The sequence below is a fragment of the Streptococcus sp. ALY_208 genome, from assembly GCF_058314295.1.
In genome coordinates this window covers 86,327-101,605 of record NZ_JBZFUI010000002.1, presented here as the reverse complement: position 1 = coordinate 101,605, position 15,279 = coordinate 86,327, and the positions used below count along the sequence as shown (strand labels likewise).

The 15,279-nt window shown below is 40.3% G+C and carries 8 protein-coding genes; 7 read left to right on the top strand and 1 reads right to left on the bottom strand.

Translation table 11 applies throughout. From position 1 onward, the window contains the following. Nucleotides 1–9: 9 nt before the first annotated feature. Complete coding sequence (locus tag AC4HAI_RS02800) at nucleotides 10–462, bottom strand: DUF1694 domain-containing protein (RefSeq protein WP_491110358.1); 453 nt, start codon at nucleotides 460–462, stop codon at nucleotides 10–12. Between the two features lie 195 nt (nucleotides 463–657). Between AC4HAI_RS02800 and eno the strand changes: the two genes are divergently transcribed. The 7 genes from eno (at nucleotide 658) to AC4HAI_RS02765 (ending at nucleotide 14,982) form a co-directional block, all read left to right on the top strand. Then, nucleotides 658–1,959, top strand: coding sequence for a surface-displayed alpha-enolase (eno, locus tag AC4HAI_RS02795; RefSeq protein ID WP_491110356.1), 1,302 nt, complete (start codon nucleotides 658–660; stop codon nucleotides 1,957–1,959). Nucleotides 1,960–2,121: 162 nt separating this feature from the next. Beyond that, nucleotides 2,122–2,886, top strand: a complete 765-nt coding sequence (locus AC4HAI_RS02790; protein WP_491110354.1) for an HAD-IIB family hydrolase — start codon at nucleotides 2,122–2,124, stop codon at nucleotides 2,884–2,886. A 61-nt stretch (nucleotides 2,887–2,947) separates the two neighbouring features. Continuing rightward, nucleotides 2,948–3,439: a thiol peroxidase gene (gene tpx, locus AC4HAI_RS02785; RefSeq protein ID WP_491110353.1), complete on the top strand. Its 492-nt coding sequence runs from the start codon at nucleotides 2,948–2,950 to the stop codon at nucleotides 3,437–3,439. 184 nt (nucleotides 3,440–3,623) lie between these two features. Then, nucleotides 3,624–4,217, top strand: coding sequence for a restriction endonuclease subunit S (locus AC4HAI_RS02780; protein ID WP_491110456.1), 594 nt, complete (start codon nucleotides 3,624–3,626; stop codon nucleotides 4,215–4,217). Nucleotides 4,218–4,472: 255 nt separating this feature from the next. Continuing rightward, nucleotides 4,473–8,954, top strand: a complete 4,482-nt coding sequence (locus AC4HAI_RS02775) for a glycoside hydrolase family 70 protein (RefSeq protein ID WP_491110351.1) — start codon at nucleotides 4,473–4,475, stop codon at nucleotides 8,952–8,954. 311 nt (nucleotides 8,955–9,265) lie between these two features. Then, nucleotides 9,266–10,102: a Rib/alpha-like domain-containing protein gene (locus AC4HAI_RS02770; protein ID WP_491079431.1), complete on the top strand. Its 837-nt coding sequence runs from the start codon at nucleotides 9,266–9,268 to the stop codon at nucleotides 10,100–10,102. Nucleotides 10,103–10,524: 422 nt separating this feature from the next. Beyond that, nucleotides 10,525–14,982 (top strand): glycoside hydrolase family 70 protein, encoded by a 4,458-nt coding sequence (locus tag AC4HAI_RS02765; RefSeq protein ID WP_491079430.1) that lies wholly within the window; start codon nucleotides 10,525–10,527, stop codon nucleotides 14,980–14,982. The last annotated feature ends 297 nt before the right edge of the window (nucleotides 14,983–15,279 follow it).

Here is a 15,279-nt window from a genome sequence, read left to right as displayed (position 1 = left end):
TAAAGAAGATTAGGAAAATAAGCGTCTCCAAAAGGATTTCTTTGGCTTATCATCTGAGTACTGTTGTTCGGTTAGTAAAGAAGCATAGAGTTGACGAATATCAGTTTCATCAAGATCAACAGCCTTATCGGTATGAATCAAGAGATCAAAAGGTTTCTCCCCACTATCTTCAGTGATATTCGTAAAGCTGATACCTGCTTCTTGTGCTAACTTCATATAATACAGTTGGTTGCTTTGAGATAAGTTAGGGCAGGTTTTAACTTTTAAATGCTCATAATGCTGAGCCAAATCCTCTAAAATTTTCGGAAAGGCTGCCTTGATATCTGGTTGGTTACCCTCCCCCTTATTAATCGTGAGAACGACCCGTTCCCGATAGGTGCCTAGGTAACGTCGCATTTCATCAGGTTTAAGCCGTGTCTCACCAGAAGCCTTGCTAAGAATTTGTTTATCTAAATCTGTCATATATCATACCTCTCTTTTACCATTGTATCATAACTTGCAAGGAGTTATTTATAAGGAAACAGTCTAGCGCAAGAGCAGGAGTTCTACAGCGACTGTGAGAAAAACTCAGAGTAATTACAGCCTTTGTTTGATTATTAACAGGGTTTGTGATATGATGAAACTGTAAAAAAATTAACTCATAAGGAGAGTATTGTAATGTCAATTATTACTGATGTTTACGCACGCGAAGTCCTTGACTCACGCGGTAACCCAACACTTGAAGTCGAAGTTTATACTGAGTCAGGTGCATTCGGTCGTGGTATGGTTCCTTCAGGAGCTTCTACTGGTGAACACGAAGCAGTTGAACTTCGTGACGGCGACAAATCTCGCTACAACGGACTTGGAACTCAAAAAGCTGTTGACAATGTAAACAAAGTTATCGCAGAAGCTATCATCGGTTTCGATGTACGCGACCAACAAGCAATCGACCGTGCTATGATCGCTCTTGATGGTACTCCAAACAAAGGTAAATTGGGTGCAAACGCAATTCTTGGTGTGTCTATCGCTGTAGCTCGTGCTGCTGCTGACTACCTTGAAGTGCCACTTTACAGCTACCTTGGTGGTTTCAACACTAAAGTATTGCCAACTCCAATGATGAACATCATCAACGGTGGTTCTCACTCAGACGCTCCGATCGCTTTCCAAGAATTCATGATCATGCCTGTTGGTGCGCCAACATTCAAAGAAGGTCTTCGTTGGGGTTCTGAAGTATTCCACGCTTTGAAGAAAATCCTTAAAGAACGTGGTCTTGAAACAGCTGTTGGTGACGAAGGTGGATTTGCTCCTCGTTTCGACGGCATCGAAGATGGTGTAGAAACTATCCTTAAAGCTATCGAAGCTGCTGGTTATGAAGCTGGTGAAAATGGAATCATGCTTGGTTTGGACTGTGCTTCTTCAGAATTCTACGAAGATGGCGTTTATGACTACACTAAATTCGAAGGTGAAACTGGTGCAAAACGTACTTCAGCTGAACAAATCGACTACATCGAAAGCTTGGTAAACAAATACCCAATCATCACTGTCGAAGATGGTATGGATGAAAACGACTGGGACGGTTGGAAAGCTCTTACTGAACGTCTTGGTAACAAAGTTCAATTGGTTGGTGACGACTTCTTCGTTACAAACACTGACTACCTTGCACGTGGTATTAAAGAAGGTGCTGCTAACTCAATCCTTATCAAGGTTAACCAAATCGGTACTTTGACTGAAACATTCGAAGCTATCGAAATGGCTAAAGAAGCTGGATATACAGCAGTAGTTTCTCACCGTTCAGGTGAAACTGAAGACTCAACAATCGCTGACATCGCAGTTGCAACAAATGCTGGTCAAATCAAGACAGGTTCATTGTCACGTACTGACCGTATGGCTAAATACAACCAATTACTTCGTATCGAAGATCAATTGGGTGAAGTTGCACAATACAAAGGACTTCAATCATTCTACAACCTTAAAAAATAATCGAATCACTTGGTAGTAGATGAATACCTATGAAAACACTCTAGTTGATCTAGAGTGTTTTTTTGAATCAAAGACCGATAATGAAGTTGCTTCAAGTTCCCTTATATTTTTATAGTTTTTCTAGGTTCTTTCTGCTATAATAGCGAGAGTAAGGAGCTAAATATGAGATTTATTTTTGATCTGGATGGCACACTCACATTTGATGGGAAATCTATTGATAATGATATCAAGGCTATTCTGCTAAAAGCCAAAGACCATGGGCACGATATCGGCTTTGTTACGGCTCGTGCTTACCGGGCAACTGTCAAGTTATTAGGGGATGTTTTATCTAAAGAGCTAGTCATTGGATTAAATGGTGGTATGGCTTACAATCAAGGTAATCTAGTTCTTCAACACAAACTTGATCGTAAAGCTTATGAGGAAGTTCTGAAATATGCTGAAACCTATAACCTTCCTTATTTCGTGGATAATTATATTAACTATGCCACAGCTAATGAAGAGCACCTCGGTTTTATTGATTTAGTAGATCCACTTCATATTGGAAAGAAACTACCAGCCAAAAATCTCGAGGACCCCTTAAAGATGGTTTGCTATATGGGCAATCACGAGGATATCTTAGCGGATATTTCTTACCAGCTAACTAGTATTGACGATGTTGATGTTTTTTATAATGATCAGACAAAATATCTGCATATCGGACCAAGTGATGTTTCTAAAGTATCGACTCTAGAAGAGCTGAGTGAGGAGCCTTATATCGCATTTGGCGATGATAAGAGTGATATTGCTGTCTTCAAAGAGGCGATTTATAGTGTCCAAGTTGGGCAATATCGGTATTTAACGACTTATTCAGATGAGCAAATCCCTGCACAAGCTGAAGCGGTCGCTCAAAAAATTAAAGAACTGTTTGAGACTTTTAAAGGTAAATAGCTATAACTAAGGCGGGCTTCAAATAGGGCATGAAAATGAAAGATAAAGGAAGGTGATTGATATGACAACATTCCGTGGAGAACCTGTTACCCTTGAAGAAGGTAAGCAACTACAGGTTGGCGATAGAGCTCTAGAATTTACTCTGATCGCTTCAGACCTGACCCGCAAGAGTCTGTCCGATTACAATGGGAAAAAGGTGATTAGCATAGTGCCTTCTATTGATACCGGCTTGTGTTCAACGCAGACCAGGACCTTTAACCAGGAACTGTCCAATATGGATGATACAGTTGTGCTGACTATTTCAGCAGATCTGCCTTTTGCCCAGCAGAAGTGGTGCGGTGCAGAAGGTTTAGAAAATGCCATTATGCTATCGGATTACTTTGATAATAGCTTTGGAAAGAGCTATGGCGTTTTGATGAAGGAGTGGCATTTATTAGCAAGGGCTGTTTTGGTCTTGGATGAAAATAATACAGTGACCTATACAGAGTACTTGGAAAATGTAAATTCAGAGCCTGATTATCAAGCAGCTATTGCAGCTGTTAAGAGTCTCTAGAAATAAGATATTGAAAGCTAGGAAAGACTGAAAATCCTTCCTAGCTTTTTTCATGAAGTTAAGACTTTCGATAAGATAGACTCAGAACAGGTAGTAAATTATTTTGATTTTTATAGGAAAATAGGGTATGATAAGCGGGTACATTCGTTAATCGTTCTAGAATCAAAAGGAGAGGGAGTGATCCATAGTGATGATAGAAGACTATCTTGAAACAGCTGTCCCCAAGATTCCTCTGGGGCATATGGCCAGAGCATTTAAAGGAAAGGCTGTATCAAGTAAAGCTGAGCCGGGAGAAATCAGCTACGTTAGTTTAGCAAATATATCGGAATTTGGTATTGATTATCCTAATCTTAAGACATTTCAAGCGATACCTGAAAAAATTTCAAAATACCTTTTAGAAACGGGGGATGTCCTTGTCGCATCTAAGGGGACAGTAAAAAAAGTGGCAGTATTTGAAGATCAGGGGCGTCCAATTGTCGCATCTGCCAACATTACTGTACTAAGAGCCGGAGAGCAGCTAAATGGCCATTATTTGAAATTATTTTTAGAATCCGAGCTAGGCATGGCCTATCTAGCAAGAGCTGACCATGGTAAGTCGGTTCTCAATATTTCAACAGAAGAATTACTTGAAATTCCAATCCCTCAGATTCCTTTAGTTAAGCAAGACTATCTCGTCCAGTATGCATCTACAGGATTGGCGGATTACCACCGTAAGCTACAGCGTGCACAAAAAGAATGGCAACGCATTAAAGAAGAAGTTGAGAAAAATTTATTTTAAAGAAAAATCTAGATCTAGATGGATCTAGATTTTTTTGATGGAAATATCAGAAAAAGATGTGATATTTTTTCTGAAAAATAGATGGATTTTGCATGCAAAATCCATCTCAAAAAATGTCATCTAAATGAAATCAACAATAAAACTAAATGACATCTTAAATATTGAATTGACGTCATAAAAATGTTAAGATACTTGCAAGTTAGGGAACTTTAAGTATTCCTAACTAAAAAATACACTTCATTAAGGAGCGTCATAATGGAAAGAAAATTACGCTACAAACTGCACAAAGTTAAAAAGCAATGGGTAACCATTGCAGTAGCTAGTGCAGGTTTGTTAACAGTTGTAGGTGGAGCTACAACTCAAGCCAATCAGGTTTCAGCAGAAGAGGTAGCAGTAACAACACAGCAAGATGCTGCTGATCCATCTGGTCAAGCACAAGATGAACAGTCTTCTGCTGCAACTGAGGCTAATCAGACATCTGAACAAGCTCAGACAGATGACACTGCAAATAATCAAACTACTACTAATGATGCTGGTGCGGCTGCTACAACAACCCCTGCACCAGAAGCTGTAGAACAACAACCTGCAAATGATGTACAAGAAGTACAAACACCTGCAGCAGAGCCTACAGAACAAGAAACTAAAGCAGCTCTATCACTGGATAATATTAAGAAAGTTGATGGAAAATATTACTATGTTCAAGAAGATGGTAGTTACAAGAAAAACTTTGCAGTTACTGTTGATGGGCAAATCTTATACTTTAATGGAGAAACTGGTGAGTTAAGCAGTACCTCTACTCACTCTTACTCAGTTGGTTTAACGCCTATTGTGGATGAGTTTTCTGTCAACAACCGTGCTTACGACTCAACTCAAGATAGCTTTGAGCTTGTAGATGGTTATTTGACAGCTAATAGCTGGTATCGTCCAGCCAAAATTCTCCGCAATGGCCAAACATGGGAAAATTCAAAACAAGACGATTATCGTCCAGTCTTGATGGGATGGTGGCCTGATAAGGATACTCAAGTTGCCTACCTAAATTACATGTCTAAAGTGTTTGGAGGATCTGACCAATCATTCACAACAGAGACTTCTCAGGTTGCCTTGAATGCTGCAGCTCAACAAATTCAGACGAAGATTGAGCAACGTATCACAGCTGAAAATAATACACAATGGTTGCGTGAAACAATGGCGTCCTTCGTGACAACACGTTCAAGATGGAATGTTGATTCTGAAAATCTCAATCGCAAGGATCACCTACAACATGGAGCGCTTCTCTATGAAAATAGTGAGTTGACACCTTGGGCTAATTCCGACTATCGTTTGATTAACCGCACACCAACTACGCAAACAGGTGAGCAACGTTACTTTGCTGATAGTAATCCTATCGGTGGTTATGAACTCTTGCTATCAAATGATGTGGATAATTCTAACCCAGTTGTTCAAGCAGAGATGCTCAACCAACTGCACTATCTCATGAACTGGGGTTCGATCGTCATGGGAGATGATGAGGCTAATTTTGATGGTGTGCGTGTTGATGCGGTAGATAACGTCAATGCCGATCTCCTTCAAATTTACACTAATTATTTCGAACAGTATTATGGTGTCAATAAATCAGAAGCAGATGCCCTAGCTCATCTTTCAATCTTGGAAGCTTGGAGCTTCAACGATAATTACTATAACGTTGATACCAACGGTGCAGCCATTTCTATTGATAACTATTCTCGTTTGGCAGCGCTTGGGACCCTAGCACGTCCTTTGGAACAGCGTCAAGGACTGTCTCACCTCATAGATGATTCTTACAACAAAGAACGTCGCAATAACTATGCTTATGGCGACACTATTCCAACCTACTCCTTTGTTCGTGCCCATGACTCTGAAGTTCAAACAATCATTGCGCAAATCATTGCAGAAAAAATTGATAGCACGACAGATGGTTTCACCTTCACCCTTGATCAGTTGAAACAAGCTTTCGATATCTATAATGAGGATATGAACAAGGTTGAAAAAACTTATACACACTATAATATTCCTGCTGCGTACGCTCTCTTACTGACAAACATGGAATCTATTCCACGTGTCTACTATGGAGATTTGTATACAGATAACGGGCAATATATGGCTGTGAAATCTCCATATTTCGATGCGATCGATACCATGATGCGAGGTCGCATTGCCTATGTTGCTGGTGGTCAGCAAATGAATGTGGCTAAGACTGAGTCTGGTGCAGAAGTAATGACTTCTGTCCGTTTCGGTCAAGACATCATGAGACCAGATGACACTCAAGGAACAGACCTGAGCCATACGTCTGGTATGGCTGTCTTGGTTAGTAACGATCCTAATCTCAAATTAGCAGCAGATGATAGCTTCACTGTTAATATGGGTGCAGTACATGCTAACCAAGCTTATCGCCCAATGCTCCTTGGTACCAAAGATGGAGTTAAATCTTACCTTAAAGATAGCGATACTAACCTAGTTAAATATACAGATGCAGAGGGAAATCTGACCTTCACAGCTGAAGATGTTCAAGGCTATTCAACCGTTGATATGAGCGGTTATGTAGCCGTTTGGGTACCAGTTGGAGCCAAAGATGGTCAAGATATTCGTGTTGAAGCTAGCAAGTCTACGACTGGTGATTTGACTTATAACACATCAGCTGCTTATGATTCGCAATTAATCTATGAAGGCTTCTCGAACTTCCAAGATTTTGTAGAAAATGATTCTCAATACACCAACAAAGTAATTGCTGAAAATGTTGATCTTTTCAAGGATTGGGGAATTACTTCCTTTGAGATGGCACCACAGTATGTTTCTACAAATGATGGTACCTTTATCGACTCTATTATCGAAAACGGTTATGCCTTCGATGACCGTTACGATCTTGCAATGAGTAAGAACAATAAATACGGTTCTAAGGAAGATTTGGCCAATGCTCTTAAAGCACTTCACTCAGCAGGAATTCAAGCCATTGCTGACTGGGTTCCAGATCAAGTCTACGATCTTCCTGGTGAAGAAGTTGTAACAGCGACTCGTGTGAACAACTACGGTAATCCAACGCCAGATGCCTTTATTGATAAGAGCCTCTACGCAGCCAATACTCGCGGTAGTGGTCAAGATTATCAAGCTGTCTATGGCGGAGAGTTTCTGGATGAACTCAAGGCAAAATACCCAAGTATGTTTGATGTTGAAATGATTTCTAATGGTCAAAAATTAGATACCTCAACTAAAATTAAGGCTTGGGAAGCTAAGTACCTCAATGGGACAAATATCCTTAAGAAAGGTGCTGATTACGTATTGAGCGATGATGCAACAGGACGTTACTTTACAGTAGCATCTGATGGTACTTTCTTGCCAGCTGCTTTAACAGGAGATACCAAGGCTAATACTGGTTTCTATCATGATGGTAAGGGAATGACTTATTATTCTACATCTGGTGAAAAGGCAGTATCACAAGCCATATTTGAAGGTGGAAACTATTACTTCTTTGATGAAAATGGCTATCTAGCAACAGGTAGTTACAAGGTTGATGGTAAGGAGTACTACTCATTGCCAAATGGTGTCCAACTCCGAGATGCTATTCGTGAAGACCAAAACGGTAACCGCTATTACTACGGTAAAACTGGTGTGAAATTCACTGGACCAAACTGGTATCAGTTTGTTTCACCAACAGATCCAAACACATTGTTGGCACGGTACTTTGATGCCGATGGTGTCATGGCATCGGGACTTGAGACAATTGATGGAGTAACTTATTACTTTGATAAAGATGGTTATCAAGTCAAGGGTCAATTAGTAACTGTTGATGGTGCTACACGCTTCTTTGCTAAAGATGCTGGAAATATGATCAAAGACGCTTACCAAGAAATTGAAGAAGGTAAATGGGCATACTTTGATGCCAATGGTCGTATGCTCAAAGGAGAGCAAACAGTCTATGGTCAAAAAGTTTACTTTGATGAAAATACAGGTATCCAACTCAAAGGCTTCCGTCAAGATGCACAAGGAAATAATATTGCCTTTTATGATTTGAATTCTGGTGCTAAGATTGTAAACGACTACTTCACAGATAATGGTGATGACTGGTATTTATCTGATCGTGATGGTAATGTTGTTCGTGGTTTCTATCTAGAAGATGGTAACTGGCGCTACTTTGATGCTAAGACTGGTAAACAAGCCAAAGGACAGGTCGTAGTAGATGGTACAACTTATTACTTCCATCCTGATTCTGGTATTCAAGCTAAAGGCGATTTTGTTACTGTAGATGGCCAAACACGCTATTATGATGCACAATCTGGTGCACTTAAGACAGGTTTCTTCACTACTGGTGACAATAATTGGTACTATGCTGACCAAAATGGCTACTTAGCCAAGGGAAGTTTAACGGTTAATAATCAAACGCTTTACTTTGATCCAGAAACCGGTAAACAAGCTAAAGGTATTAGTGTTACTATTGATGGTCAACGCCATTTCTACGATGCTAACTCTGGAGACATGATTACTGGTCGTTTCGTAGAAGAGCCAGCAGGATCCAATGAATGGTATTACTATGATGCAACAGGTGCTGCTGTTAAAGGATTGCAAGTCATTGATGGTAAGACAATGTACTTTGATCCAGAAACCGGACGTCAATTCAAGGGACAAATGGCTTTTGTAGATGGTCGTCGTTACTATTTCGATGAAAATAGCGGTGCTAGCGTAACTGGACGCTATGTCGTTGAAAATGGTCAAGTCATCTATATCTAAGAAGATTTGAAGTTTTCAATTTTGCTGATATCTTTTACAGGGTATTGGTATTACCAGTATCAATAGTCAGCTAGCCTAAGAGTCAGAGCAATTTGCTCTGGCTTTTTTTAGTTATTTGAGCGTCTTTGTTTGCTGCCAATCAACAAGGTTAAGAGTAGCTGAAAGTAAATGAAGTGAGAGGGTCTTTCTAAATTCTGGGTTGAAAGTCTGAAATATTTAGCCTATCATAAGATAATGACTGATAACAAATTATCAGTTATTATTCATACGGCAGCTAAATAGCTGCCATAAAAACTATTTAGGAGATATCTATGACAAACATCCATCAATCAACCAAAGTACTTAGGAATACCTATGGGACTGGACAACTAGCTGACTCTACTAAGAAGACTCCCAAGCGTTTTCTTAAAAGCTCAATATTAGCTAGTTTACTCTTGGGAGGAGCAATACTTAATGGTTATGCTTGGGCCGATGAGGCTGCTCCGTCACCCTCAAGTACATCAGCAGTAACCATCTCAGGGCAAGAAAGTCAACTGACTATTGATGAAGTCACAACGACACCTGAAAATTTGACAGATAAAGCAACTGTGCTCCATCCAGATGATCTGTCTCAACCAATCCAGACTAAAGAAGAAGCAGGCGTAAACTCACCGAAGTCCTCAGTGACTTATATAGCTTCTAATGCAGGTACTGAATCAGACCAGGGACCTAAGACTATATCAAGCACGAATAGTTCAACACCCTCTAAGGAGGCTCTCGATGCTATTATGAGTCCTGAACTTAAGCAACCACTTTTTATTAATTTAAAACGTTACAGTTTACCAGATCCAGCAGATACGACAAAGACTGATGCCCAAAAATATATTCCAATCGTCAGTCCCCTAGTTGTGCAACAAGGCACTAAGCTAACGGCTGCAGCCATCGAGAAGCGTGTCTTCAATCTCTACGCACCCAAAGAAACAACCTACAAACTAGAAAATGCCAAAGCCATTCCAAAGACAAATACTATTGGAGTGCTGCCATTGGTACCTGTTATAGTCACCTACCCTGATGGAACTAAAGACCGTGTAGGTGTCAGAATAAAAGTAGTAGAACCCGTAAAGAAATCATCAAAGACAACAAAGAAATCTTCAACTAAAAAGTCCTGATACCACTAAGATTTTTTAGCTCAATACTAATTGTCACATCATAAGACTGGTGTGACATTAGCTACTGTGAGAGGAACATAAAGAACAGCCTGAGTAATTCTCAGGCTGTTTTGATAATACCCAGTTTTAGACAATGACCCAGAAAATAGGGTGTTATAGATAAGACATTTAATAGAATGATTAAAAAGTTTTTTGACTAAAATAGCAAGAAATGATATCAAAATAGCGAAAAAACTCCTGATGATATCTAGTGTCAGTGCGTTTCATCCCTATAAAAGTTTGCCGATATTACAAATAGGTATCATTCATTAATAAAAGCTTTTATTTTAGTTATTTAATGTTAGAATAATTAAGATAATTAAATCTTAAACTGGGAGTTATAATTATCGAATAAATATCAAGTCATAAGGAGAATCTTGACAATGGAAAAACAAACACGCTATAAGCTGCACAAGGTAAAGAAAAAGTGGGTAGCCATTAGTGTTGCGTCGTTTATCGTTGCACTTGCCGGAGGGCCAGCAGTCTATGCTGAAGATACGGCTGCTATAGCTAATGGAGATGCAGTGGTATCTGATCAAAATAGTCTTGCTAATGTATCTGATCAAGTGCAAGTAGCTACCCAACCTCAAGCGATAGCTGATACTGCTCGAGCAACAGACACTGCAGACCAAGCTGCAACAGGAAATCCGGCAGATGCTCAAGCACTGGATCAATCTGCTGATCAACCTGCGCAATTACAAACAGTAGATGATAAGACTTACTATGTAGATCCTAATGGCGAGCGCTTGAAAAACTACGCTGCTGTTATTGATGGAAAAACTTACTATTTTGATGAAGAAACTGGAGAAGCCCAAACTGAGCTCCCAGCAACTACTCAAATCAATACAAATCCAAATAATCAAGTAGCTGATTCATTTGTTGCCAATAATCAGGCTTATTCCAATGAGGCAGCCAACTTTGAAGCGGTTGATGGCTATTTGACAGCTGATTCTTGGTATCGTCCACGTAAAATCTTAAAAGAAGGGACAACTTGGACAGCTGCTACATCAGAAGATCTGCGTCCAATTTTGATGACGTGGTGGCCAGATACTGCTACAAAGCAAGCTTATGTTGATTTCTGGGTCAATGAAGGTCTGATTCAAAATGCAAGAAATCTTGATACAGCAGTTCAGGAGATCCAGACAGGCATTGAGCGTCGTATCAGCAGTGAGGGGAATACAACATGGCTGCGCAACAAGATGAGCGAGTTTGTCAAAAGCCAATCACAATGGAATATAGAGTCTGAAGACTATACAAGTTATGGAAATCAGGACCATCTCCAGGGAGGTGCTCTCCTTTATACCAATAGTGATGCGACACCGCATGCCAATTCAGACTACCGCTTGATCAATCGCAACCCAACCTTCCAAACAGGACGTCAAAAATACTTTAAATCTAGTTATGCTGGATATGAATTGCTTCTGGCTAATGATGTGGATAATTCTAATCCAATCGTCCAAGCAGAGGATCTTAATCATTTCCATTACCTCATGAATTGGGGGGAGATTGTTATGGGTGATGCCGATGCTAATTTTGATGGTGTTCGTGTGGATGCTGTTGATAATGTTGATGCTGACCTCTTGCAAATCCAAGAACAATATTACAAGGCTAAATACGGTGTCCATCAATCAGAGAAAAATGCTATTGATCATCTATCCATTCTTGAAGCTTGGTCTGGCAACGACAATGATTATGTCAGAGATAATAACAACTTTTCATTATCTATTGACAATGACCAACGCACACAATTACTGGCTGCCTTAACAGCACCGGCTAATTCACGCTCCAATATCTTAGGATTGGCTACTGCAGGTCTCAAAAATCGTAATTCATCGTCGACTGCCGATCCAATTCCTAACTATGTCTTCATCCGTGCACATGACTCAGAAGTACAAACACGTATCGCCCGTATTATTCGTGAGCGCTTAGGGAAGTCAGATACAGATGGCTTGACCAATATCACCTTAGAAGATCTCAATAAGGCCTTTGAAATCTATAACGATGATATGTACGCCACTGATAAGCAATACTACACCAACAACCTTCCAATGGCTTATGCATGGATGTTACAAAATAAAGATACCGTGACCCGTGTCTACTATGGCGATATGTATACTGATGATGGTCAGTATATGGCTACAAAAACACCCTTCCATGATGCTATAGCAACCATGCTCAAAGGCCGTATCAAATATGTAGCGGGTGGTCAATCTATTCAAACGAGCCAACTTAGAAATGGGAATATTTTAGCCTCTGTTCGTTTTGGTAAAGGGGCAGATAGCCTTAATGATGCAGGGACAGCTGAAACTCGTACATCAGGGATGGCTCTACTGATGAACAACAATCCCAACTTCCGTTCAACATCTGGTCTGACATTAAACATGGGAGCAGCTCACCGTAATCAAGCCTATCGTCCATTATTATTATCAAATTCAACTGGTATTGCAACTTACCTCAATGATAGTGATGTGTCGTCGAATCAGTATAAATATACCGATAGCCAAGGACGTTTGAGCTTTAGCAGTTCTGAGCTTAATAGCTATGCCAATGTCCAAGTATCGGGGATGCTCCAAGTCTGGGTACCAGTAGGCGCAGCAGATAATCAGGATGTTCGCACAGCACCAAGTACGGCTCAAAATAATACGACTAATATCTACACACAATCAGACGCTCTCGATTCCCAAGTTATCTACGAAGGATTTTCAAACTTCCAAGCTTTTGTCCAAACACCGGAACAATATACAAATAAGGTCATTGCACAAAATGGTGATCTCTTCAAATCATGGGGAATCACACACTTTGAAATGGCTCCGCAATACGTATCGACCGAAGATGGGAGCTTCCTTGATTCTATAGTATTGAATGGTTACGCCTTCAAAGACCGTTATGATATGGCCATGAGTAAAGATAACAAGTATGGATCAAAAGAAGATCTAGCAGCAGCCATCAAAGGATTGCATGCGGCTGGTATTAAGGTTTTGTCTGACTGGGTGCCAGACCAAATTTATGATCTTCCAGGTCAAGAAGTTGTTACCGCTACACGTGTAGACCAATATGGTAATACCCGCAGAAATGCTCAGATCAACCGGACACCTTATGTCGTTAATACGCGTTCTTATGGTGACTACCAAGAGCAATATGGCGGTGAGTTTTTAGATGAGCTGCAAAGCCTGTATCCAGAACTCTTTACTACCCGTCAAATTTCGACAGGAAAGCCAATCGATGCTTCTGTCAAACTTAAAAATTGGTCAGCTAAATACATGAATGGTACCAACATCCTAGGACGTGGTGCTAAGTATGTCTTGAGTGACAATAGCCGTTACTTCAATCTTGAGACAGATAAATTCTACTTGCCAAGTGCTTTAAATAATACGAATGGTAGTCCTGAGACAAGCGGCTTGATCAACAAAGATGGGGCGGTTTACTTCCAAGATGCTGATGGAACTACCCTTAAAAACCAATTTAAAGAGCTCAATGGTAGTTGGTATTATTTTGGTGAGGATGGTAAGATGGCAGTCGGTCAAACCCGCATTGGCAACGATACCTATCTCTTTATGCCAAATGGTAAGCAACTACGCAACGGCGTATGGTCTGAAAACGGCAAGTCCTACTACTACGATAACAGTGGTAAACGGGTCAACCAAACTGGTTTTGTCGCTTACAATGCAGCTGGTCAAACTAAATATCGTTACTATAATAGCGATGCCTCTCTAGCTATTGGTCTTGTGAGCATCAATGGACGTACCCTCTACTTTGATGCCTATGGCTTCCAAGCCAAAGGAACTAGTATTATTCTTGATGGAAAAAGATACTACTTTGATGCACGAAGTGGTGATCTGATTGATAGTCCTGATGTGAGCGGTAGTTGGGAAGTTCTTGGCAATAATCAATATGGTTACCGCCTATCTGATGGTACCTTGCTAACCGGTTTACAAACCGTTGAAGGATACCAAGTTTACTTCCAATCTGATGGTGTTCAGCTAAAAGGAGGAGTCGCTAAAGACAATAACGGTCGCTTGCATTTCTTTGAGCGCGATAAAGGTCGCATGGTGACTCGTTCTGGCTGGTACTCAACATCTCAGGATAAATGGGTATATGTTGAAAATGACGGTAATGTCGCTGTTGGTTTCAAGACTATAGGTGAGCAGACAGTTTATTTTGATCAAAATGGTATTCAAGCTAAAGGTAGCCTCGTAACAATTGATGGCAAACAGTATTATTTTGATCCCAACTCTGGAAGCATGCTAGTATCTAGTGAGCTGGTCATCGATGGTAAAAACTATAAGTTCAACGATCAAGGTGTAGCGACTGAGACAGTAGTATCAGGTTTCACCAGAGATAATACAGGTCTTCATTATTATTTTGATAATGGCAGTCTAGCTAAAAGCACCTATATTCAGGATCAGTCAAACCATAACTGGTATTATTTCAATAATAGCGGTGTGGCTGTAACTGGATGGCAAACCATTAATAATATCCGTCAGTATTTCTTTGAGGATGGTCATCAAGCCAAAGGTGAGTTTGCCACAATTAATAATCGTCTGTATTACTTTACGACCAACTGGGGTCAGCTCGTTACTAACCGATATGTTCAAAATAAGCAGACTGGTAACTGGTACTACATGGGCCGTGACGGTGCTGCCGTAACTGGATGGCAAACTATTAATCGTGTCCGTCAATATTTCCACGCAGACGGCCGTCAGGCTAAGGGAGAGTTTGTCACGATCAATAGACGTGTTTACTACTTTGATGCTAATGGTAAAATGGCGACCTATCAAACCATTCGTTACGGAGGCCGTAATGTTTGGGTAGGTGGCAACGGTATTGTAGCTTACGCTTAATCCCCACATCTGCCGTCTGTCCTAAATAAATTAAAACTTAGCGATTTCTGAGATCTTATCATTAGATATCCCCCACCTAATTAAGTTACAATCAGACCCCCTTGGACACTTTAAATGAGAGTCTAAGGGGTGTTTGATTGAAATTTGTCAGAAAAATTTTAAGAGCATAAGTTTATAATAGGAGAGACAGCACCCAATACAGTGATAAGGTATCAGCAGCAGTTCTCATTCCCTCTGGAGATGTCCAAAAAGGGAGTGAGAGCTGTTTTTTAATCTCTAAAATAACTTTTAATATCT